This window comes from Nonomuraea solani (assembly GCF_900108335.1).
GTDB lineage: Bacteria > Actinomycetota > Actinomycetes > Streptosporangiales > Streptosporangiaceae > Nonomuraea > Nonomuraea solani.
Genome location: NZ_FNVT01000002.1, coordinates 1,113,919 through 1,136,003, shown reverse-complemented (window position 1 = coordinate 1,136,003; position 22,085 = coordinate 1,113,919). Strand labels below are relative to the sequence as shown.

Sequence of the window (22,085 nt, the reverse complement as noted above, 5' to 3'; positions counted from 1 at the left end):
CCGCCTACGTGGAGTAAGCAAGTAGGAAGTTACTTACCCCTTGGAGGGGTCATGGAGTACGACTACGTGATCGTCGGGGCCGGCTCGGCCGGATGCGTCCTGGCCAACAGGCTGTCCGCCGACCCCGGCGTGTCGGTGGCCCTCGTCGAGGCGGGCGGGCAGGACGACAAGCTTGAGATCCGCATGCCGGCGGGTTTCGCCAAGCTCTTCAAGACCGACTACGACTGGAACTACACCACGTCCAAACAGAGCGAGATGTCCGGCCGCGAGCTCTACTGGCCCAGGGGCCGCGTGCTGGGCGGCTCGTCCTCGCTCAACGCCCAGATGTGGGTACGCGGCTGCCAGCAGGACTACGACCAGTGGGGCGTACCCGGCTGGGCGTACGACGACGTCCTGCCCTACTTCACCAAGGCCGAGCGCCGCGTCGGCAGCAACCTGGGCGGCGTCTACGGCACCGCCGGCCCCCTCTACATCTCCGAGCTGCGCAGCCCCAACGTCACCACCGCCGCGTTCCTCAAGGCGTGCGAGGAGCTGGGCCTCACCCGCCTCGGCGAGCTGAACGGCCGCTCCAACGAGGGCTACTGCCAGACCCCCGTCACCCAGAACCGGGGCAGGAGATGGAGCTCCGCCGACGCCTACCTGCGCCCGGCCCTCTCGCGGCCCAACCTGCACGTGATCACCAAGGCGACCGTGGACCGGATCACGTTCGACGGCCGGCGCGCGACGGGCATCGAGCACAGCGGCGGCACCCAGGTCCGGGCCAAGGTCGAGGTCATCCTGGCCGCGGGCACGATCGGCTCTCCCTACCTGCTCATGCGCTCGGGCGTGGGCGCGCCGGGCGAGCTGCGCGACGCCGGGATCCCGGTCGTGCACGAGCTGCCCGAGGTCGGCAAGAATCTCCAGGACCACCTCTCGACCGGCGTGTTCGTCGAGTGCAAGCAGCCGGTCACGCTGTCCAAGGCCGAGGGCATCGTCAACCTGCTGCGCTACATCGTCCTGCGCTCCGGCATGCTCACCACGAACGTGGGCGAGGCGGTCGCGTTCATCAAGACCTCGGCCGAGGAGCCGGCGCCCGACGTCGAGCTGATCTGGGTGCCCGGGCCGTTCCTCGACCACGGGCTCACCCCGCCGACCGGCCACGGGCTCACCGTCGGGGTCGTGCTGCTGCAGCCGGAGAGCCGCGGCCGGGTCGGGCTCAGCGGCAGGGAGCCGATGATCGACCCCGGCTACCTGAGCGCGGAGGCCGACGTCAGGCGCCTGGTCGCCGGGCTGAAGACGGCCAAGCAGGTGGTCGCCACCGCCGCGATGAAGCCGTGGGCGGGCGGGCCGATGGCGCCCTACTGGGCGCCGGAGAGCGACGAGGAGCTGGCCCAGTGGGTACGCGAACGCGGCGAGACCCTCTACCACCCGGTCGGCACCTGCCGCATGGGCACCGACGACGCCTCGGTCGTGGACCCGGAGCTGCGCGTGCGCGGCGTCGAGGGCCTCAGGGTCGCCGACGTCTCCATCATGCCGACCCTGAACCGCGGCCACACCCACGCGCCCGCCATCATGATCGGCGAAAAGGGGGCGGATCTGATCAGGGGCTACAAGGCTTGACGTAAGTGGCCACTTGCACAAGGCTTGACGGGTATGACGCTGCCCGCCGAACTGGACATGTCGCAGATCCCGTTCTGGGGATTGCCGCAGGCCGAGCGCATGGACGCCTTCCGCCGGCTCCGTGAGCTGGACCACCCGGTGTTCATGCCGGAGCAGACCGTGCCGTTCATCGGTGGCGGCCCCGGCTACCACGCCCTCGTCCGCCACGCCGACGTGACCGAGGCCAGCAGGAACGCGGCCGTGTTCAGCAGTGAGCCGTGCTCCAACAGCATTCCCGACATGCCCCGCTGGCTGAGCGTCTATTTCGGCTCGATGATCAACATGGACGACCCGAAGCACGCCAGGCTGCGGCGGATCGTCTCCAGGGCGTTCACGCCGCGCATCCTGTCGAAGATGGAAGAAGACCTGGCCAGGGCCGCCGCCGAGATCGTCGACCGGGCGGTCGAGGAGGGCCCTGGCGACTTCGTCGCGCAGGTGGCCGCGCAACTTCCGGTACGCGTCATCTGCGACATGATGGGGATTCCCCCGAAATTTCATGATCTGGTGTTGCGGCGTACCAACGTCATCCTCGGCAACGCCGACCCCGAATACACCGGCATCGACCCCGGATTCAGCCGCGTCAACGTCGCCCGCGGCCTGGCCAAGCTGCTGCGCGCCGGCTTCTCGCTCAACCGGATGGCCGCCCGCCTGGGCGACGAGCGGCGCAAGCGGCCCACGGGCGACCTGGTGAGCCTGCTGGTCAACGGGGAGGAACGGCTGAGCTCGCAGGAGCTGGGCTCGTTCTTCATCCTGCTGGTGGTGGCCGGCAGCGAGACCACCCGCAACGCGATCGCGTACGGGCTCAAGCTCTTCACCGACCACCCCGAGCAGCGCGAGCTGCTGCTGGCCGACTTCGACGGCCGCGTGGTCGGGGCCTGCGACGAGATCGTCCGCTACGCCACCCCGGTGATCCAGTTCCGCCGCACGCTGACCCGCGACCACGAGATGAACGGCACCTCCTACCGCAAGGGCGACAAGGTGCTGCTCTTCTACAACTCGGCCAACCGGGACGAGAGCGTGTTCAAGGACCCGGACACGTTCGACATCACCCGCGACCCCAACCCGCACGTCGGCTTCGGCGGCCCCGGGCCGCACTACTGCCTGGGCGCCCATCTGGCGCGCAGGGAGATGACCGTGATGTTCCGCGAGCTGTTCACTCGCCTGCCGGCCATCAGGGCGGAGGGGGAGCCCGACTTCCTGCTGTCGAACTTCATCAACGGCGTGAAGCACCTGCGTTACACCTTCTGACGTGCTGGAGGCTTGCGGGGGTGCTAGGTTTCGCAGTCATGGAGATCAGGACTATCCACGCCAACGGGGTGGAGTTCGCGTATCTGACATTAGGTGAGGGACCGCTGGCGCTGTGCCTGCACGGTTTCCCCGACACCGCCCACACCTGGCGGCACCTGATGCCCGCGCTGGCCGAGCGCGGCTACCGCGCGGTCGCGCCGTTCATGCGCGGCTACGCGCCCACCGAGATCCCGGCCGACGGCGCGTACGAGGCCGCCGCGCTGGTCGCCGACCTCCGCGCCCTGCACGAGGAGCTCGGCGGCGGAGACGACGCCGTCGTCATCGGGCACGACTGGGGCACCTTCCCCGTCTACGCCACGGCGGGCCGCTTCCGGCGATCCGTGGCGCTGGCGGTGCCGCCGCCGGGCTCGCTGGCGGCCGTCTTCTCCGAGTACGAGCAGCTCAAGCGCTCGTTCTACATCTTCCTCTTCCAGACCGCCCTGGCCGAGTCGGCCGCCGCGGCCCCCGGGTTCATGGAGGGCCTCTGGCGCGACTGGTCGCCCGGCTACGACGCGAGCGAGGAGCTGGAGTTCGTCCGGCGCAGCATCGGCCAGCCCGCCAACCTGAGCGCGGCCATCGGCTACTACCGGGCGATGCTCGGCACCACGCCGCCCTCCGGCCGCTATCCGGCGGTCGAGCCCGGGATCGGCGGGCCCGTGCTCTACCTGCACGGCGCCCAGGACGGGTGCCTGAGCGCCGAGATGGCCAAGGGCGCGCTGGGTCACCTGCCGCCGGGGTCGAGGGCGGAGCAGGTGGCGGGGGCGGGCCACTTCCTGCACCTGGAGCGGCCCGCCGAGGTCAACCGGCTGATCCTGGACTGGCTCGACCAATAGCTACAGTCTGAGCACCGCGAGCACCGGGTGCTGCCCTGACAGGCTCACCGGGACCGCCGTCTCCACCGTGAACCCGCGCGGGATCCCGTCGTGGACCAGCGCCACGACGAGCCCGCCGGGGGCCAGCACCCGGCGGACCTCGCGCCACAGCGGGCCCAGCCCGCCGGCCAGCGACCCTCTGGGCGGCACCTGCCGTCCCCAGGGCGGGTTGACCAGCACCCGGTCCGCGCTGCCGGCGGCCACCGGGAGCCGCCCCGCGTCCGCCACGCCCCACGCCGGCGACCGCCGGGCCGCGCGGGCGTTGGTGGCGGCGGCCGCGACGGCGGCCGGGTCGTGGTCGAAGCCCAGCAGCCGCACGCCCGGCGCGCCCGCCGCCGCCTCGATCAGCGTGGTGCCCGCCCCGCAGCAGGGGTCCAGCACCGTCCCGGCCTGATCCAGCCGGGCCAGCTCCGCCATGGCGGCGGCCACCGGGGGATGCAGCGTGCCCCGGATCGACGCCGTCTTGTACGCCCTGCGGTGCAGTGGCCGGTCCGCCACCCGTACCGCGATGACGGCCTGGTCGCCCTCGATCGTGACCCGCCACGCCATCGCGTCGTGCGGCGGCCGCCTCCCGTCCCGCCTGGAGTGGTACGCCACCCGCAACGGCCGCGCCAGCTCGGCCCCGACCGCGTCCTCGATCTCGAACCTGGTGTAGTTGCGCCGCCCCACGAACGACGCCGACACCTCCAGCCCGTCGCCTGGCTTGACCAGCCGTCCCGCGTCGACCGTCCGCGCCGCCCGCGCCAGCCGTCGCAGCGCGGCGCGGTCCTGGCCGATCCCGTCCACCACGGCGACGGCGATCAGCACGTCGTCCGCGGTGCGCAGCCGCAGCGGATCGGCCTCCGGTGCGGCCTCGAACCACACCTCGCGATGACGCAACCCGCGCACCACACCGATGCGCGAACGTCGAATCTCCGTGGCCACCAGGGACTCCATGCCACGCACGGCCCTGGCCACGCCAAAGGTTGACACCTGTCTTCTCCCACGTCGCGAACCGGGACGGCGGTAGTCCGGCCGTCCCGCATCGCCGGCGGTGGGTGTCCGCGACCCGCCGGCGGATCGCTAGCGCAGGAAGAAGAAGTAGGTCGTCACGGCGCACACCCTAGGGCTCGCCGGGCGGCGGGCGCCACAGGTTTTTCCGCGCCGCGTACGTACGGTGTACGTCCTACCCATTGACGTAAGTGGCCGCTTTTCGAATGATTGGCTCATGAGCGTCCTGGACTTCGACCTGTCGGAGCGCGACTTCTGGGCCAAGCCCATGAGCGAGCGCGAAGAAGCCTTCGAGCGGCTGCGCGCGCGTGACACCCCCGCCTTCTTCGAGGAGATGGAGATGTCGTACGCGCCCAAGGGCCCCGGCTACTACGCGCTGGTCAAGCACGCCGACATCCTGGAGGCCAGCCGCAACCCGGAGGTCTTCTGCTCAGGCGACGGCGGTGCGACGAACATCCCCGACATGCCCGCCGAGTTCGCCGAGTACTTCGGCTCGATGATCAACATGGACGACCCCCGCCATGCCCGGCTGCGCAGGATCGTCTCGCGAGCGTTCACGCCCAAGATGATCAAACAGTTCGAGGCGGACGTGGAGTCGGCGGCGGCCGCCATCGTCGACGACCTGCTGGCCAAGGGCCCTGGCTGCGACTTCGTCACCGAGGTCGCCGCGCGCCTGCCCCTGAAGATCATCTGCGACATGATGGGCATCCCCGAGAGCGACTACCGGTTCGTCTTCGACCGCTCCAACCTCATCCTCGGCGGCTTCGACCCCGAATACACCGGCGGCGACCTCGACCAGCTCGCCGAACGCCTGCTCAACGCCGGCATGGAGCTGCAGCAACTGGTCCAGGACCTGGCCGCCCACCGCGCCGGCCACCCCACGGGCGACCTGATCTCGTCGCTGGTCAACGCCAACATCGACGGCGAGCGGCTGACCATGCAGGAGCTGGGCTCGTTCTTCATCCTGCTGGTGGTGGCCGGCAACGAGACCACCAGGAACGCCATCTCGTACGGCCTGCGCCTGCTCACCAACAACCCGGACCAGCGCGCGCTCTGGCTGGAGGACATCGACGGCCGCGCCCCCGGAGCCGTCGAGGAGATCGTCCGGCTGGCCTCCCCGGTGAACTTCATGCGCCGCAAGCTCACCCGCGACTTCGAGATGAACGGCCACCTCTACCGCAAGGGCCAGAAGGCTGTCCTGTTCTACTGGGCCGCCAACAGGGACGAGAGCGTGTTCGCCGACCCGCTGCGCTTCGACATCACCCGCCACCCCAACCCGCACGTCGGCTACGGCGGCCCTGGCCCGCACTTCTGCCTGGGCGCCCACCTGGCGCGCAGGGAGATCACGGTGATGTTCCGCGAGCTGCTGCGCCGCGTGCCCGCCATCGAGGGCGGCAAGCCGGACCGCCTGCACTCCAGCTTCATCAACGGCATCAAGCACATGGAGTGCCGCTTCTGAGGAACTTCAGGACTGGCCGGCGAGCTTGAGCTGGTTCATGACGACGCGGATATCGGGCAGGAGCTGCCTGCTCTCCGTCGGGATCGCGATGTAGACGATGGCCGGGACGTTGGCGCCGGTGTTGACGGCCATCGTCACGATCGTGGCCTTCTGGGTCTCCGACGTCAGCGAGTACGCGATCAGCCGTCCCGTCTGGTCGCCCACCTTGATCGCCTGCTGGGCGATCTTGCGGACCTTGTTGCCGGCCGGGAAGAAGCTCTTGCGGGCCGACAGCACGACCTGCTTGATCACCGGCTCCAAATCGTCCTGCTGGTAGTACGAGGCCAGCCGCTGCGACAGCGGGCCCGACATGACCGAGGCGTACCGCTCGGGCGCCACCTGGATGTACTGGCGGGTGTCGAAGCCGAACGTGCCCTTGACCGTGGGTCGCTGGTCGAGCTGCCAGTCGCCGCCCAGTCGCGGCACCGAGATCCCGGCCCCGGCGTCCTGGACACGGCCGATGACCGGCGAGGCCTTGCCCGAGTAGCGGGGCAGCGGGCCGATCGAGGTCGCGGTGCGGGTCGTACGCGGCTTCGCCGAGGTCGTCGCCTTGTCGGACCCGGCGAGTTTGGCACCGGCCGGCTCCGCGGTGGCCAGCGGCCCCCAGAGGAACGCCCACAGCAGCGCGACGACCAGCGCGACGGCCACGGAGCCGCCTAGCGCGTAGATCCAGATGGGCTTGCCGGGCTCGTCCTCCAGGGCATCCTGGTCGCCCATGGCCTGGTAGTTGTCGCCGAAGACGGTGTTCCAGAGCTCCTGCTGGCGCTCGGGCGGCGGGGTGCGCGAGCCGCTGATCTGGCCGGCCGTCACGAACGGGCGGTCGGGGTCGGAGGGGTCGCGGCTGAGGTTCGAGCCGGGGCGGGGGCCGGCGGCGTGGCCCTCGGCGGGGGGCGCGCCGGCGGTGGGGGGCGTGCCGATGTGAGCGGAGTCCATGGGAGGGGAGGGCACCGCGCGATCGTTGAGCAGGTTCTCGGAGTGCTGGCCGTAGGTCACCGTACGGTCGTCGGCGGGGTGGGCCTGGGGCGGCGCCGGAACCGGGGCCGCCAGCGGGACCGGAGGCGGGGCGCTCTGCTGGTCGTGGATCATCGTGCGCTCGCCCGCGTCGCCCGTGTCGCGCTCGCCCTGCGGCCAGGGGGCGGGGGTGGACAGGTTGGACCAGGCGCCGGGGGTGGGGGACGGCGGCTGCGCCCACGCGGGCACCGGGTCGGGAACCGGCTGGGACGGTGCGCCCTTGGACGAGACGTCCGGCCAGGCGGTGGGGCCTCCGGTGCTCTGCGGCGGCGCGTCGGGCCACGCCGACGGCGCGCCCTGCCCGGACGACGCCTCGGGCCAGGAGGTCGGCACGTCCTCGCGGCGGCCGGCGTCGGGCCGGGTCAGCTCCGGCCATGACTGCGCGGGCTCGGCGGCGCGGGGCGGCTCGGGCCAGGAGGGGTCCGGGCGCGGCGGCTCGGGCCAGGATGGGTCGGTGTGGGCCGGCCGCGAGGCGTCGGGCCAGGACGTGGGAACGTCGGCGACGGGGGCGGCGGCAGGAGCGTCGGCCCAGGCGGGAGCCGTGTCGCGCCGCGGCGCATCCGGCCAGGACGATGGCAGGTGAACTCCGGAATCATCCGTTGCCATTGCTGCCGGCCCTCCCGAGGTTGTGTCCGGATGTCCCGTTATATCCGGATTTGACGTCTCACGCATGATCTCATGGGATTTTCCAGGAGATGCAGGTGGTTCCGCAGCGAAACGAGCGAAGCCATGCGGATCCGTGGGCGGGTCCTGCATGGGCAGGCCGTCCTCCGGTCGATCAGGCTCAACTGGGTATACCACCGCGACAAGGCTATTCTTCTGGGACGAATGAGGTCACAACGGATACATCACCATCAGGTCTCGCCGGACCTGAAGGGTCCATTGTGCCCGTGGACGTCGATCGAGTACCTGCATTCAGCCGAAGACGTGCGCTAGGCTTGACACGTGCGTTCCGCGACCCTGCTTCTTAGCGGGCCGCGACGGCCCTGAAGATCTCGCCGTCGCGGCTCCACCCCTCGTTGTCTCTACGAGGGGTTTTCTTATGGGTCCGAATCAAGCCAGAAGGACAGTAGCCGTGAGTGAGTACGACCCGCAGGCGCTGCAGGCCAAGTGGCAGCAGCGATGGGAGGAGCAGGACACCTTCCGGGCGAGCGAAGACCCCGCCGACCCGCGTGAGCGCCGCTACATGCTCGACATGTTCCCCTACCCGTCCGGCGACCTGCACATGGGCCACGGCGAGGTGTTCGCCATCGGCGACGTCGTCGCGCGCTACTGGATGCAGCAGGGCTACAACGTCCTGCACCCGATCGGCTGGGACTCCTTCGGCCTGCCCGCCGAAAACGCCGCGATCAAGCGCAACGCCCACCCCGCCGAGTGGACCTACGCCAACATCGAGACGCAGGCCAACTCCTTCCGGCGCTACGGCATCGCCTTCGACTGGTCACGCCGCCTGCACACCAGCGACCCCGACTACTACCGCTGGAACCAGTGGCTGTTCAACCGCTTCTTCGAGCGCGGCCTGGCCTACCGCAAGGGCGGCCTGGTCAACTGGTGCCCCAACGACCAGACCGTGCTGGCCAACGAGCAGGTCGTGGCCGGCAAGTGCGAGCGCTGCGGCGCCGACGTCATCCGCCGCGAGCTGACCCAGTGGTACTTCAAGATCACTGACTACGCGCAGCGCCTGCTGGACGACATGGCCCAGCTCGACGGCTGGCCCGAGCGCCTGCTGACCATGCAGCGCAACTGGATCGGCCGCTCCGAGGGCGCCGACGTGCTGTTCGAGATCGAGGGCCGCGACGAGCCGGTCCACGTCTACACCACGCGCCCCGACACCCTGTTCGGCGCCACGTTCTTCGTCGTCGCGGTCGACGCCGCGCTGGCCGCCGAGATCGTCACCGACGAGCAGCGCGCCGCCTACGAGGCCTACCGCGCCGAGACCGCCAAGCTGAGCGACATCGAGCGGCTGGCCACCGACAAGGAGAAGACCGGCGTCTTCCTGGGCCGTTACGCGATCAACCCGGTCAACGGCGAGCGCATCCCGGTCTGGGCGGCCGACTACGTGCTGGCCGACTACGGTCACGGCGCCATCATGGCCGTGCCCGCCCACGACCAGCGCGACCTGGACTTCGCGCTGAAGTTCGAGCTGCCGGTCAAGGTCGTCGTGCACACCGGCCTGGCCGACCCGGGCGAGACCGGCGAGGCCACGCCCGGCGAGGGCGTCCTGGTCAACTCCGGCCCGCTGGACGGCCTGGACAAGACCGAGGCCATCGCCAAGATCATCGAGGTCCTGGAGGTCGACGGCAGGGGCACGGGCGCGGTCAACTTCCGGCTGCGCGACTGGCTGCTGTCCCGCCAGCGCTACTGGGGCACGCCGATCCCGATCATCCACTGCCCCGACTGCGGCGAGGTTCCCGTACCCGACGAGCAACTGCCCGTCACGTTGCCCGACCTGCGCGGCGAGGCGCTGGCGCCCAAGGGGGTCTCCCCGCTGGCCAGCGCCACCGAGTGGGTCAACGTCGAGTGCCCCAAGTGCTCGGGTCCCGCCAAGCGCGACACCGACACGATGGACACCTTCGTCGACTCGTCGTGGTACTTCCTGCGTTACTGCTCGCCCGGCTTCAACGACGGCCCGTTCGACGTCGAGCAGGTGCGCAAGTGGGGCCCGATCGACCAGTACGTCGGCGGCATCGAGCACGCGGTGCTGCACCTGCTCTACTCGCGCTTCTTCACCAAGGTCCTGCACGACATGGGCATGGTCGACTTCAGCGAGCCGTTCCTGCGCATGCTGAACCAGGGGCAGGTGATCAACGGCGGCAAGGCCATGTCGAAGTCCCTGGGCAACGGCGTCGACCTGGGTAAGCAGATCGACGACTTCGGGGTCGACGCCGTCCGCCTGACCATGGTGTTCGCCGGGCCGCCCGAGGACGACATCGACTGGGCCGACGTCTCGCCGGCCGCGTCGCAGAAGTTCCTGGCCCGCGCGCTGCGCGTGATGTCCGAGGTGACCAGCGAGCCGGGCGTCTCGTTCGACGACGGCGACCCCGAGCTGCGCAAGGTCACCCACCACACCATCGACGAGGCCACCAAGCTGGTCGACTCCTACCGCTTCAACGTGGCGGTGGCGCGCATGATGGAGCTGACCTCTGCCGCGCGCAAGGCCATCGACACCGGTCGTGGCCCCGCCGACCCGGCGGTGCGCGAGGCGGCCGAGACGCTGGCGATCCTGCTGTCGCTGGTGGCCCCCTACACCGCGGAGGAGGGCTGGGAGCGGCTGGGCCGCACCGGGTCCGTCTCGTTCGGCGGCTGGCCGGTGGCCGACCCCGCGCTGCTGGTGCAGGAGTCGGTCACGTGCGTGGTGCAGGTGGCGGGCAAGGTGCGCGACCGCCTGGAGGTGCCGCCCGGCATCGGCGAGGACGAGCTGCGGGAGCTGGCCCTGGCCTCGGAGAAGGTCGCCTCCTACCTGCGGGGCACGCCCCGTAAGGTGATCGTCCGCGCGCCGAAGCTGGTCAACATCGTTCCCTAGATAGTTCGCAGGGCCGGCAGCAGTTCCTCCTCCGCCCAGGTGAAGAAGGGCTGCTGCTGGTCGTGGCCGATCTGCACCAGGGCCACGTGCGTGTAGCCCGCGTCGGCGAACTTCTTGACGCCCTGCACGACGGCGTCCACGTCATTGCCGCACGGCACGCTCTCGGCCACGTCCTCGGGCCGCACCGTGCCGGCGGCCGCGGCGAAGTTGACCGGGCCGGGCAACTCGGCCATCACCTTCCAGCCGCCGACGCTCGACCAGCGCCACAGCTTGTGCGCGCGCTGCTTGGCGGCCTCGGCGTCGGTGTCGTACGCGATCGGCAACTGGCCGTAGATCGGCCTGCCCTCGCCGCCGAACGCCTTGAACTGCCGCACCACCTCGGGCATCGGCTCGTTGATGACCAGCACGTCGCCGAACTGGGCGGCCAGCTCCGCCGACTGACCGCCCGAGGCGGCGATGCCGATCGGCACCGGCTGCTCCGGCAGGTCGTACAGCTTGGCGGAGTCCACGTCGTAGAACTCGCCCTGGCGGGTGATGTAGTCGCCGCTGAACAGCTCCTTGATGATCTGGACGGCCTCGGCGAACATCCGGTGCCGGGTGTCGACGGGCGGCCAGCCCTCGCCGATGACGTGCTCGTTGAGGTTCTCGCCGGCGCCCAGGCCGAGGGTGAACCGGCCCTCGCTCAGCACGCCCATGGTGGCCGCCTTCTGCGCCACGACGGCCGGGTGGTAGCGCATGATGGGGCAGGTCACGTACGTCATGAGCGGCAGCCGCTCGGTGACCTGGGCCGCGGCGCCGAGCACCGACCAGCAGTAGGGCGAATGCCCCATCTCCTCGATCCACGGGAAATAGTGGTCGGAGATGACCGCGTAGTCGAAGCCGATCCGTTCGGCCGTGGCAGCGTAGTCGACCAGCTCGCGAGCCGGGGTCTGCTCGGACATCAAGGTGTAGCCGATTTGTACCATGTGTCCCGGGCTACCCGACTTGGCCGTACTTAGTGGTCAGGGCGCGGAGATCAATCATGGTCGCGCTCGCACAGTTCCTCGATCACCAGCCCGAGGCCGATGCCCAGCAGCCAGAGGTCCTTGACCATGCCGATGCCCTGCTGCGTGGGGCGCAGACTGCCTTCCTGTCGCAGGCCCGGCACCTTGACGTAGAGGCCGAGCAGGCTCGCCGCGAACCCCGTCAGCGCGGCCCCGGCCAGCAGCGACGGCACGAACGGGGCCAGCAGCGCGGCGCCGAGCACGATCTCGCCCCTGGACAGCAGGCGGGCGAAGGTCACCGGGTCCATGCGGCCGAGGAACGGATAGGCGGTCGTGGCCATGCCCTGCAGGCCCGCCGCGGTCTCCGCGTCGGCGCCGGCCTTGCCGAGACCGGAGTTCAGAATGACGGCCGCGGCGGCCAAACGGCCCGGGAGCTGATGCGGGCGAACGAACATCTTCATGGCTCTCCTCCGAAAGCAGGCCTTTCACCTCCTTCCCGGCAGATGCCGGTGCTTGCGCTGGTGGGGAAATTTTGGGCTGCGCTTGGCATCCCGCATTAGTGTGCAGCTGTGACAAATGGCGCATACCTGAGATATCCGCATCTGCATGGTGACCTGGTCACCTTCGTCGCCGACGACGATGTCTGGCTGGCTCCGCTCGCCGGGGGAAGGGCCTGGCGGTTCACCGCCGACCGCGTACCGGTGTCGCATCCGAGGTTCTCACCCGACGGCCGCCGCATCGCGTGGACCGGCACCAAGGAGGGCGCCTCCGAGGTGTTCACGGCCGAGGTCAACGGCGCGGACGGCGAGCGGCTGACCCACTGGGGCAACAGCGCGACCTCGGTCCGCGGATGGACCGGCGACGGCGACGTGCTCGCGATCAGCGCGGCCGGGGAGAGCTCGGACGCCAGGAGCTGGGCGTACGCGGTGCCGCTCGACGGCGGCCCGGCCGCGCGGCTGCCGTACGGGTGGCTGAGCGACGTGGCGGTCAACGGCGAGAAGGTCGCCACCGTGTCGTCGATGTGGCGCGAGCCGTCCCAGTGGAAGCGGTATCGGGGTGGCACGGCGGGCAAGCTCTGGGTGGACGCCACGGGCGACGGGGAGTTCGCCCGGCTGTTCGCCGACAGCGCGGCGCAATACTGGTCGGTGAGCTGGGCCGGGGACCGGCTCGTGTTCCTGGCCGACACCGACGGCATCGGCAACGTCTACTCCGCCCTGCCCGACGGGTCTGAGCTGCGCAAACACAGCTCCCACGAGGAGTTCTACGCCCGGCACGCCACCGGTGACGGTGAGCGGGTGATCTACAGCCACGCCGGTGACCTGTGGCTGATGGAGAGCCTGGACGCGGAGCCGTACCGGCTGGAGATCACGCTCGGCGGCCCGCGGCCCGGGCGGGCCAGGCGGCCGGCGCCGCTGCGCGCCGGCGCGTTCTCGCCGGACGCCACCGGGCGGGCCAGCGCGGTCGAGATCCGCGGGACCGCCCACTGGGTCACCCACCGCGACGGGCCCGCCGGCGTGCTGCGGGCCGAGCCCGGCGTCCGCGTACGGCTCCCGCGCGCGCTCGACGCCGACGGCAAGGCCGTGTGGGTGTCCGACGCCGGCGGCGAGGACGGCCTGGAGATCGGCACCCCCGGCGGCGAGGTCAGGACGCTGGCCACCGGGCAGCTCGGACGCGTGCTGGAGCTGGTCGCCGCGCCCGATGGCAAGCACGTGGCCGTGGCCACGCACGACGGGCGGCTGCTGGTCGTCGGCCTGGAGAGCGAGAACGTCCGTGAGCTGGCCAGGACCACGCAGGGGGACGTGAGCGGGCTGGCGTTCTCGCCCGACTCCGGCTGGGTGGCCTGGGAGCACCCGCACGACGTACGGCTGACCCAGATCAGGATGGGCCGGGTGGACGGCGGCTCGGTGATCGAGGTGACGCCGCCACGGTTCGTCGACTCCGACCCGGCGTTCACCAAGGACGGCAAGCACCTGGCGTTCCTGTCGGTGCGGACGTTCGACCCGGTGTACGACGAGCACGCCTTCGACCTGTCGTTCCCCTCCGGGTGCCGGCCGTACATCGTGCCGCTGCAGGCCACCACGCCGTCGCCGTTCGATCCGTCGCTGCAGGGGCGTGGGTGGAACGGGGAGGACGACAAGCCCGCCAAGGACGACAAGAAGGACGACGCGCCGCCGCGTACCGACGTCGACCCCGACGGGATCGCCTCCCGCGTGGTGCCGGTGCCGGTGCCGGCGGGCCGCTACACGAACCTGCGCACCGCCAAGGACGCGCTGCTCTGGCTGCGTTCCCCGCTCACCGGCCTGCTCGGCGACGGCACGGAGCACACCTCCGAGATCGTGCTCGAACGGTACGACCTCAAAAAGCGCGCCAAGGCCGAGCTGGGCAAGGAGGTGCGGTCGTTCGAGGTCAGCGGCGACGGCTCCCGGCTCGTCACCAACGGCAAGAACGGCCTGCAGACCCGCGCCGCGAGCGAGGGCGACGAGGTCGTCACCATCGAGCTCGACCGGATCAACGTCCAGGTCGACCCGGTGGCGGAGTGGCGGCAGGGCTACCGCGAGGCGGGCCGGCTCATGCGCGACCACTTCTGGCGCGACGACATGAACGGCGTGGACTGGCAGGGCGTGCTCGACCGCTACGAGCCGCTGGTCTCGCGCATCGGCTCCCGCTCCGAGCTGATCGACCTGCTCTGGGAGACCCAGGGTGAGCTCGGCACCTCGCACGCCTACGCCTACGCCGTCGGCCCCGGCGCCGACCCCCGGCGCCGCCAGGGCCTGCTCGGCGCCGACCTGGCCAGGGACGACGAGGGGGTGTGGCGGGTGACGCGCATCCTGCCCGGCGAGTCGTCCGACCACGGCGCCCGCTCGCCGCTGCTCGCGCCCGGCGTCGCGGTCCGCCCCGGCGACGCGATCCTCGCGGTGGGCGGCCGCCCGGTCGATCCGGTACGCGGACCGCTCGCCCTCCTGGCCGGCACCGCGAACCAGCCCATCGAGCTGACCGTGCGGCACGCCTCCGGCGGCGACGTGCGCCGGGTCGTGGTCAACCCGATCGCCGGCGAGTCGCGGCTGCGTTACCACGAGTGGGTGGAGGGCCGCCGCGCCTTCGTCAGGGAGGCGTCGGACGGCCGGCTGGGCTATCTGCACGTACCGGACATGGTGGCCTCCGGCTGGGCGCAGTTCCACCGCGACCTGCGGACCGAGATGGCCTACGACGGGCTGGTCGTGGACGTGCGGGAGAACAGCGGCGGGCACCTGTCGGAGCTGGTGCTGGAGAAGCTGTCGCGCAAGGTCACCGGCTGGGCGCTGGCCCGCGGGTACAAGCCGATGCGCTATCCCGAGGACTCACCCCGCGGCCCCGTCGTCACGGTCACGGACGAGTTCGCGGGCTCCGACGGTGACATCGTCAGCGCGGGCATCAAGAACCGCGGGATCGGGCCGCTGGTCGGCGTGCGGACCTGGGGCGGGGTGGTCGGGATCGACTCTCGCTACTCGCTGGTGGACGGGACGCGGGTCACCCAGCCCCGGTACTCGTTCTGGCTCGACGGGCCCGGCTGGGGAGTGGAGAACCACGGCGTCGACCCGGACATCGAGGTGGTGATCACGCCCCAGGATCGCGTGGCGGGGCGGGATCCCCAGCTGGAGAAGGCCATCGAGCTCGCGCTGGCCGCGCTCGGCGAGAGCCCGGCCGCCACGCCGCCGGAGCTGCCGCCGCTGACCTAGAGGGCTTTGGCGAGGCGCGTCAGGATCTCGTCCAGGATGGCCTCGGTGGTGGCGAAGTTGAGCCGGACATGGTGCTCGCCGCCGGGGCCGAAGGTCGCGCCGTCGTTCAGGCGTACCTTGGCCTGCCGTTCGAGCACCTCGGCCTGGCCCGGCCGGCCCAGGTCGAGCCAGGCCAGGTACGTCGCCTCCGGGATCCGGTAGCCGACCGTGGCGGGCAGGCGTTCGGCGATGGTGCGCCGGTGGCGGTCCAGGAGGGCCACCGTGCGCGCCAGCCAGGCGTCGCCGTGCCGCCAGGCCGCGACCGTGGCCTCGACACCGAACACGTTGGCGGAGCCGTACACGAAGGGGGGCTGGGCCGCCAGGGCCTCGCGGACGCCCTGGTGGCCGAAGTGGGCCACCGAGCAGCGGATGCCGCCCAGGTTGAACGCCTTCGTGGCCGACGTGATCGTGACCGTGCGCTCGGGCAGGATCGTGGCGAACGGGATGTGCCGGTGCGGTTCGTACACCAGGTCGGCGTGGATCTCGTCCGCGATCACCAGCAGGTCGTGGCGTTCGGCGTGCTCGGCCAGCTCGGTCAGCTCCGCGCGGGTCAGGACGCGGCCGGTCGGGTTGTGCGGGTTGACCAGCAGGAGCACCCGGCAGCCTGTCAGGTCCGGCACCTCGTAGCGCCAGGAGTCGCCGTCCGGCTCGAACCGGATGGGGCGCAGGGGGCGCCCCATGACGCGCAGCGTGTCGAGGAACGGGTGGTAGGCGGGGGTGTGCACGGCGACGCCGTCCCCGGGCCTGGTCCAGAGGTGGAGGAGCACCTGGAGGGCCTGGTTGAGGTCGTTGAACGGGCGTACGTGGCCGGGGTCCGGCGCCCAGTCGTAGCGGCCGGACATGCGCTCGGCGAACGCCTCGGCCAGCGGCCCGGCGTTCGGCTCCAGCAGCCAGGCGGGGTAGCCGAGGTCTCCGGCGGCCCGCCGCCGCAGCGCCTCGGTCACCTCGGGGGCGGTGGGCAGGTCCATGTCGGCGACCCAGGCGGGGATGACACCGGGTTCGACGGCTGCCCACTTAAGGCCATCATGTGTGGATTTGAGGTCTACGGGGGGATATGCGTCGTTCACCCGGTCATTCTAGGATTCTTGAATCCGATAGGTCCGTCGCGTGGATTGTGGCAGGCTGGGAGGTCATGACGCCCCACCCGAAGATCGATGCGATTGTCGAGACGTACCTCTCTCTGGCCGACGCTGAGGCTCCCGGGCTGGTGGAAGGTCTCTATCTCGAGGGTTCGGCGGCGCTGGGCGACTACCGGCCGGGCACGAGCGACGTCGACTTCGTCGCCGTGACGGCCGAGCCGCCACCGGCCGAGGTGCTCGAACGCATCCACACCAAACTCGGCGCCCACCCGTTCGACGGCGTCTACCTCACCTGGGACGATCTCCGGCGCGACCCCGGCTCGCTGGGCGAACGCCCGCAGGCGCACGCCGGTCGGCTCAACCGGCGGGGCGCGGTCAACCCGGTCACCTGGCACACGCTGGCCGCCTGCGGGCTGACCTGCCGCGGGCCCAAGCCGGGCGAGCTGGAGCTCTGGAACGATCCCGGCGCCCTGGCCGCCTGGACCGACGCCAACCTCGACCGCTACTGGCGGCGGCTCGTCACCCGCGCCTCGAATCTGGCCACGCCCTGGGGGCTGACCTGTCTGGGCGGTTATGGGGCCGTGTGGGTGGTCACGGGGGTTTCGCGGCTGCACTACACGCTCGCCACCGGCGAGATCACGTCCAAGACCGGGGCGGCGCGGCACGCGCTGGAGGCGTTTCCCGAGCGCTGGCGCCGGGTGGTGGGGGAGGCGCTCCGGCTGCGCGAGGAGGACACGGCGCTGCCGACGCTGGCGAGCGCCGTCTCGGGGCTGGGCGATCACTTCGGTACGCCGCGGGCCTCCCTGTACGGCTCGCCGTTCGAACGCAGGCGTGACGTGCTGGACTTCGCCGATCATGTGATCACCTCGGCCCACGGGCTTTACCGGTCTTGACTGGGCGGGTCGGCCGGGATACGAATACGCGCGAACGCCATCACCACACCGTCGTGGGGGATGTTAACGCTAACATCACCTTCCGTGGAGGGCCGGATGCGTCTGATCCTGGTGTTGTTACTGGCCGCCGTCCTGATGCCCGTTCCGGCTGCTCACGCCGCCGGGCCCGCGCCCCATTACCTGATGACGGCGTTCACGAACGCCAGCGAGTCGAACATGTACGTCTACGACTCCGCCAACGCCACCGGCTTCAACCTCGTCCGGGCCAACGCCTACACGCCACCGTCCGGGCTGATCCGCGACCCGAGCGTGATCCGGCACACCGACGGCTACTACTACCTCGTCCACACCACGAACTGGACCGGGGCCACCATCGGCTTCGCCCGCAGCGCCGACACCGTGAGCTGGACGTTCCTGCGCAACGTCACCGTCGGGCTGAACGGGGCCACCGGCAGCACCTGGGCGCCCGAATGGTTCAAGGACTCCGACGGCAGCGTGCACGTCATCTTCTCGGCGTCCACGACGGGCACGGCGGGGCAGTTCAGGCCGTACCGGATCACCGCCACCAACACCGCGCTCTCCACCTGGAGCGTCCCCGTGGCGTTGGGCATCCCGGCCAACTACATCGACAGCTTCGTGGTCAAGTCCGGCTCGACGTACCACAACTTCCTGAAGAACGAGACGACCAAGTACATCGAGCACGCCACCGCCACCTCGCTCACCGGGCCGTGGACGTTCACCGGCACGGGCAACTGGGCGGGCTGGGGCTCCGGGCTCGAAGGGCCGGCGCTGACCCGGCTGCCGGACGGCAGGTGGCGGATCTACTTCGACAACTACACCGGCGGGCGCTACTACTACGCCGACAGCTCGAACCTGTCGTCGTTCGGCGCCAAGGTGGAGCTGGCCGGGCTGTCCGGGACGGCCCGGCACTTCACCGTGCTCCGCGAGGACGTCGGGGACAGCACGGCGGTGCCCACCGGCAACCGGTCACTGCGCTCGGCCAACTTCCCCGACCGGTATGTACGCCATCGCGGTGGCCTGGGCTACATCGACCCGCTGTCGGCCGCCAGCCCGCTCGCCGACCGCCAGTCGGCGACGTTCACCGTCGTCGCCGGGCTGGCGCACTCGGGCTGCTACTCCCTCCAGTCCGTCAACCAGCCCGGCTACTACCTGCGGCACTTCAACCTGCGGCTGACCCTGCAGCGGGACGACGGGTCGGCCATCTTCAAGGGCGACGCCACGTACTGCGGGCGGGCGGGGCTGGCGGGCGGGGGGACGATCTCGCTGGAGTCGTACAACCTGCCGGGGCGTTACCTGCGCCACTACAACTACGAGCTGCGGATGGACCTGCGGGCGTCCGACTCGGTCTTCGCCTCCGACGCCTCGTTCACGGTCACCTCGCCGCTCGCCTGATCGCCGCCTGATTGTCGCCTGATTGGATGACGCGCCCATGCACCCCCTCCGCCTACTGGTGGTTACGCTCCTCATCGTGACCGTCAACCTGCTCTTCCCGGGCGCCGCGCACGCCTCTCCCGCCGTGCAGTACACCAACCCGATCGCCGCGCAGCGCGCCGACCCGCACATCTTTCGCCACACCGACGGCTACTTCTACTTCACCGCCACCGCCCCCGAGTACGACCGCATCGTGCTGCGCCGCGCCACCACCATCCAGGGCCTCGCCACCGCTCCCGAGACGGTCATCTGGCGCAGGCACGCCAGCGGGGAGATGGGTGCGCACATCTGGGCGCCGGAGATCCACTTCATCAACGGCAAGTGGTACGTCTACTTCGCGGCGGGCCGCGCCGACGACGTGTGGCGCATCCGCATGTACGTCCTCGAAAGCTCCAGCGCCAACCCTCTGACCGGCGCCTGGACCGAACGCGGCCGCATCACCACCCCGTGGGACACCTTCTCCCTGGACGCCACCACGTTCGCCGTCAACGGCGTGCGCTACCTGCTCTGGGCGCAGCAGGAGCCCGGCATCGCCACCAACTCCAACCTGTACATCGCGCGCATGGGCGCCAACCCGTGGACGATCACGGGCGCGACGACCCGGCTCACGGTGCCCGCACTGGCCTGGGAGACCCGGGGCTACAAGGTGGCAGAGGGCCCCTCGGTGCTGCAACGCAACGGCCGGCTCTTCCTCACGTACTCGGCCAGCGCCACGGACGCCAACTACTGCCTCGGCCTGCTGACCGCCGCCGCCACCGCGAACCCGCTCCAGGCCGGCTCCTGGACGAAGAGCCCCAACCCGGTCTTCGCCACCAACGCCACGACCAGCCAGTACGGGCCTGGGCACAACTCGTTCACGGTCTCGGAGGACGGGCAGAGCGACCTGCTCGTCTACCACGACCGCAGCTACCGCGACATTTCCGGCGACCCCCTCAATGACCCGAACCGCCGCACCCGGGTCCAGAAGGTCTACTACCGAGCCGACGGTACCCCGGACTTCGGCATCCCGATCCCGGACGGCCTCACGCCCGCCCGGCTGATCTCCTACGACACGCCGGGCGCCGCCGTACGGCACTGGGACTTCCGGGCCCGCCTGGAAACGAACGTCACGCCCCTGGCCGACTCCCAGTTCCGCCTCGTCGCCGGGTTGTCGGGCTCAGGCACGGTCTCCCTGGAGTCAACGAACTACCCCGGCTACTACCTGCGGCACCGCAACCACGAGGCCTGGGTACAACAACGCGACGGAACCACCCTGTTCAACGCGGACGCCAGCTTCATCCGCCGAACCGGCCTGACCGGCTCAGGCACGATCTCCCTGGAGTCGGCCAACTTCCCGGGCTACTTCCTGCGGCACCGGGCGGGGCAGGTATGGGTGGAGCAGAACGACGGCTCGGCCACGTTCCGCAACAACGCCAGCTTCACCCTGGAGTAACCACCCCACGCCCCTGACCGCCCCCCGCAACCCGCCACTGACCCTCACACCTGGGCTGACCTCAGCAACGCGGCAGTACCTCCCACGTTTTTGACTGACCTCCGGCGACCCCGGCAGACCCCCCACCCCTTTGGTTGACCTCAGCCACCCGGTGTCGACCCCACGCTCCTGATCGCCCCGAGTGACCCCCCGGCAGCGACTTCCACGCCCTTTGACTGACCTGAGCCACCCCGCAGTGACCACCCATGCCGCCTTCAGCCACCTGGTGGGCCCCCCAGTAGCTCTGCGCCAACCCACTGACCCGGCATCGACCCGGTGAGTTCGGTGCCACTCTCCGCTGGCCCCCGGTGGCTCTGCACCAACCCCTGCTGCCTTTGCGTGGGTCTATGCCCTTGCCCCGATCTCTTGGCTCCACGCCGACCCACTCGCCCCACACGACCGCCGCCTCACGCGGACCGTTCTCCCAAGGCCCCACTCCGCGCCGGCCACCCCGGCCCGCCCCGCCCGCACCGGCCATCCCAGCCTGACCCGGCCACCCGGTAACAGCCCTGTCACCCATCACAGGACAACCGCGCCACCCGTCACGGTCGCTGCGTCTGGCGTCGTCCTGGGAGATCTTCACAAGGGGAGCTCCGAAGCCCAACACGACAAAACCCGTCACCAGCCCAACGTGGCCGGTGGCGGTGGCGTACCCCGTATTCGTGTGTTTTTGGCGCGCGCCGATGCGCGGCGCGGCGATTGGACGCGCGCCCGAGTCGTCGCCCCTGCTACTTACTAAAGGAGCCCAGAGACGCTAGAGGCGGCGCAGGACCGCTACGACCTTGCCCAGGACGCTGGCCTCATCGCCCGGGATGGGTTCGTAGTTGGGGTTGTGGGGGACAAGCCAGACGTGGCCGTCCTTGCGCTTGAACGTCTTGACGGTGGCTTCGCCTTCGATCATGGCGGCCACGATGTCGCCGCTCTCCGCCACCGGCTGCTGGCGTACGACGACCCAGTCGCCGTCGGCGATGGCGGCCTCGATCATCGAGTCACCGGCGACCTGCAGGAGGAACAGCGTGCCCTCGCCGACGAGCTGCTTGGGCAGCGCGAAGACGTCCTCGACACTCTCCTCGGCCAGGATCGGGCCACCGGCTGCGATGCGGCCCACGAGGGGGACGTAGGCGGCCGTCGGGCGGCTGATCGTGGGCTCCACGTCGGAGGAGGCGTCGGGGTCGACCCACAGCACGGGCTCGCCAGGAAGGCGGACCTCGAGTGCGCGCGGCCGGTGCGGGTCGCGGCGCAGATAGCCCTTGCGCTGTAGCGCGGTGAGCTGGTGCGACACGCTGGACGTGCTGGTCAGCTGCACCGCTTCGCCGATCTCGCGCATGGACGGCGGATATCCGCGCTGTTGTACCGAGTCGCGGATCACTTCGAGGATCTTGCGCTGCCTGGGCGTCAGGCCCAGGGAGTCTCGTCGGCGCACCGCGAGGTCGCTGACCCCGTTTGCGTCATCCCGCTCGGTCATGCTCTGCCTCCTCGCCTGGCGGCCCGCCTCACCGGCGAACCTCCCAGTCCGTGGTCTTGATGTCGCACACAGCGACCGTATCGCTGATGAAGATCATCTTCAAACAATTGTTCGAGTCTTCCTCGAAATTGTCGCCAGCGTGGTGTACAACATCGTACGGGAGTTCGA

15 protein-coding genes are annotated in these 22,085 nt (G+C 70.4%); 9 read left to right on the top strand and 6 right to left on the bottom strand.

Annotated features, from left to right (window positions below):
* The first annotated feature begins 51 nt into the window (after window positions 1-51).
* From C4V41_RS10870 to C4V41_RS10860, 3 genes are read left to right on the top strand one after another with little or no spacing between them, the layout of a single operon-like run.
* Window positions 52-1,599 carry a GMC family oxidoreductase gene (locus C4V41_RS10870; protein WP_103955610.1) on the top strand — a complete coding sequence of 516 codons (1,548 nt, stop codon included), beginning with the start codon at window positions 52-54 and terminating at the stop codon, window positions 1,597-1,599.
* Window positions 1,600-1,632: 33 nt separating this feature from the next.
* Window positions 1,633-2,886: a cytochrome P450 gene (locus C4V41_RS10865; protein ID WP_103955609.1), complete on the top strand. Its 1,254-nt coding sequence runs from the start codon at window positions 1,633-1,635 to the stop codon at window positions 2,884-2,886.
* A gap of 38 nt (window positions 2,887-2,924) precedes the next feature.
* Entirely contained in the window at window positions 2,925-3,758 is an 834-nt protein-coding gene (locus C4V41_RS10860) for an alpha/beta fold hydrolase (RefSeq protein WP_103955608.1), read from the top strand.
* Here the strand turns inward: C4V41_RS10860 and C4V41_RS10855 are convergent, their stop codons facing one another.
* Window positions 3,759-4,769 carry a methyltransferase domain-containing protein gene (locus C4V41_RS10855; protein WP_235030029.1) on the bottom strand — a complete coding sequence of 337 codons (1,011 nt, stop codon included), beginning with the start codon at window positions 4,767-4,769 and terminating at the stop codon, window positions 3,759-3,761. It abuts the gene before it with no gap.
* Window positions 4,770-5,004: 235 nt separating this feature from the next.
* On the opposite strand from C4V41_RS10855, the gene C4V41_RS10850 reads away from it, so the two are divergent.
* Window positions 5,005-6,246 (top strand): cytochrome P450, encoded by a 1,242-nt coding sequence (locus C4V41_RS10850; protein ID WP_103955606.1) that lies wholly within the window; start codon window positions 5,005-5,007, stop codon window positions 6,244-6,246.
* Window positions 6,247-6,252: 6 nt separating this feature from the next.
* Here the strand turns inward: C4V41_RS10850 and C4V41_RS61765 are convergent, their stop codons facing one another.
* Window positions 6,253-7,902, bottom strand: a complete 1,650-nt coding sequence (locus C4V41_RS61765) for a hypothetical protein (protein WP_160150239.1) — start codon at window positions 7,900-7,902, stop codon at window positions 6,253-6,255.
* Between the two features lie 436 nt (window positions 7,903-8,338).
* Here C4V41_RS61765 and leuS point away from each other — a divergent pair, with 436 nt between their 5' ends.
* Window positions 8,339-10,819: a leucine--tRNA ligase gene (gene leuS / locus C4V41_RS10835; protein WP_103955604.1), complete on the top strand. Its 2,481-nt coding sequence runs from the start codon at window positions 8,339-8,341 to the stop codon at window positions 10,817-10,819.
* On the opposite strand, the gene C4V41_RS10830 is transcribed toward leuS, so the two are convergent.
* Window positions 10,816-11,784 carry a TIGR03557 family F420-dependent LLM class oxidoreductase gene (locus C4V41_RS10830; RefSeq protein ID WP_103955603.1) on the bottom strand — a complete coding sequence of 323 codons (969 nt, stop codon included), beginning with the start codon at window positions 11,782-11,784 and terminating at the stop codon, window positions 10,816-10,818. The genes leuS and C4V41_RS10830 overlap by 4 nt on opposite strands.
* Window positions 11,785-11,834: 50 nt before the next feature.
* Window positions 11,835-12,263, bottom strand: a complete 429-nt coding sequence (locus tag C4V41_RS10825) for a hypothetical protein (RefSeq protein ID WP_103955602.1) — start codon at window positions 12,261-12,263, stop codon at window positions 11,835-11,837.
* A 108-nt stretch (window positions 12,264-12,371) separates the two neighbouring features.
* On the opposite strand from C4V41_RS10825, the gene C4V41_RS10820 reads away from it, so the two are divergent.
* Window positions 12,372-15,518: a S41 family peptidase gene (locus C4V41_RS10820; protein WP_103955601.1), complete on the top strand. Its 3,147-nt coding sequence runs from the start codon at window positions 12,372-12,374 to the stop codon at window positions 15,516-15,518.
* On the opposite strand, the gene C4V41_RS10815 is transcribed toward C4V41_RS10820, so the two are convergent.
* Entirely contained in the window at window positions 15,515-16,525 is a 1,011-nt protein-coding gene (locus C4V41_RS10815) for a MalY/PatB family protein (RefSeq protein WP_103955600.1), read from the bottom strand. The genes C4V41_RS10820 and C4V41_RS10815 overlap by 4 nt on opposite strands.
* 164 nt (window positions 16,526-16,689) lie before the next feature.
* On the opposite strand from C4V41_RS10815, the gene C4V41_RS10810 reads away from it, so the two are divergent.
* From C4V41_RS10810 to C4V41_RS10800, 3 genes are all read left to right on the top strand, one after another.
* Window positions 16,690-17,529: a nucleotidyltransferase domain-containing protein gene (locus C4V41_RS10810; RefSeq protein ID WP_103955745.1), complete on the top strand. Its 840-nt coding sequence runs from the start codon at window positions 16,690-16,692 to the stop codon at window positions 17,527-17,529.
* 96 nt (window positions 17,530-17,625) lie between these two features.
* Window positions 17,626-18,942, top strand: a complete 1,317-nt coding sequence (locus C4V41_RS10805) for a glycoside hydrolase family 43 protein (RefSeq protein WP_200823866.1) — start codon at window positions 17,626-17,628, stop codon at window positions 18,940-18,942.
* Between the two features lie 76 nt (window positions 18,943-19,018).
* Complete coding sequence (locus C4V41_RS10800) at window positions 19,019-20,413, top strand: family 43 glycosylhydrolase (RefSeq protein ID WP_200823865.1); 1,395 nt, start codon at window positions 19,019-19,021, stop codon at window positions 20,411-20,413.
* Between the two features lie 793 nt (window positions 20,414-21,206).
* Here the strand turns inward: C4V41_RS10800 and lexA are convergent.
* Entirely contained in the window at window positions 21,207-21,917 is a 711-nt protein-coding gene (gene lexA / locus C4V41_RS10795; RefSeq protein ID WP_103955597.1) for a transcriptional repressor LexA, read from the bottom strand.
* Window positions 21,918-22,085 lie beyond the last annotated feature (168 nt).

Bases quoted from the DNA above. Each gene is read 5' to 3' on its own strand.
- C4V41_RS10870 (WP_103955610.1), top strand. From the start codon at position 52: ATGGAGTACGACTACGTGATCGTCGGGGCCGGCTCGGCCGGATGCGTC.
- C4V41_RS10865 (WP_103955609.1), top strand. From the start codon at position 1,633: ATGACGCTGCCCGCCGAACTGGACATGTCGCAGATCCCGTTCTGGGGA.
- C4V41_RS10860 (WP_103955608.1), top strand. From the start codon at position 2,925: ATGGAGATCAGGACTATCCACGCCAACGGGGTGGAGTTCGCGTATCTG.
- C4V41_RS10850 (WP_103955606.1), top strand. From the start codon at position 5,005: ATGAGCGTCCTGGACTTCGACCTGTCGGAGCGCGACTTCTGGGCCAAG.
- C4V41_RS61765 (WP_160150239.1), bottom strand. From the start codon at position 7,902: ATGGCAACGGATGATTCCGGAGTTCACCTGCCATCGTCCTGGCCGGAT.
- leuS (WP_103955604.1), top strand. From the start codon at position 8,339: ATGGGTCCGAATCAAGCCAGAAGGACAGTAGCCGTGAGTGAGTACGAC.
- C4V41_RS10830 (WP_103955603.1), bottom strand. From the start codon at position 11,784: ATGGTACAAATCGGCTACACCTTGATGTCCGAGCAGACCCCGGCTCGC.
- C4V41_RS10825 (WP_103955602.1), bottom strand. From the start codon at position 12,263: ATGAAGATGTTCGTTCGCCCGCATCAGCTCCCGGGCCGTTTGGCCGCC.
- C4V41_RS10815 (WP_103955600.1), bottom strand. From the start codon at position 16,525: ATGGACCTGCCCACCGCCCCCGAGGTGACCGAGGCGCTGCGGCGGCGG.
- C4V41_RS10810 (WP_103955745.1), top strand. From the start codon at position 16,690: ATGACGCCCCACCCGAAGATCGATGCGATTGTCGAGACGTACCTCTCT.
- C4V41_RS10805 (WP_200823866.1), top strand. From the start codon at position 17,626: ATGCGTCTGATCCTGGTGTTGTTACTGGCCGCCGTCCTGATGCCCGTT.
- lexA (WP_103955597.1), bottom strand. From the start codon at position 21,917: ATGACCGAGCGGGATGACGCAAACGGGGTCAGCGACCTCGCGGTGCGC.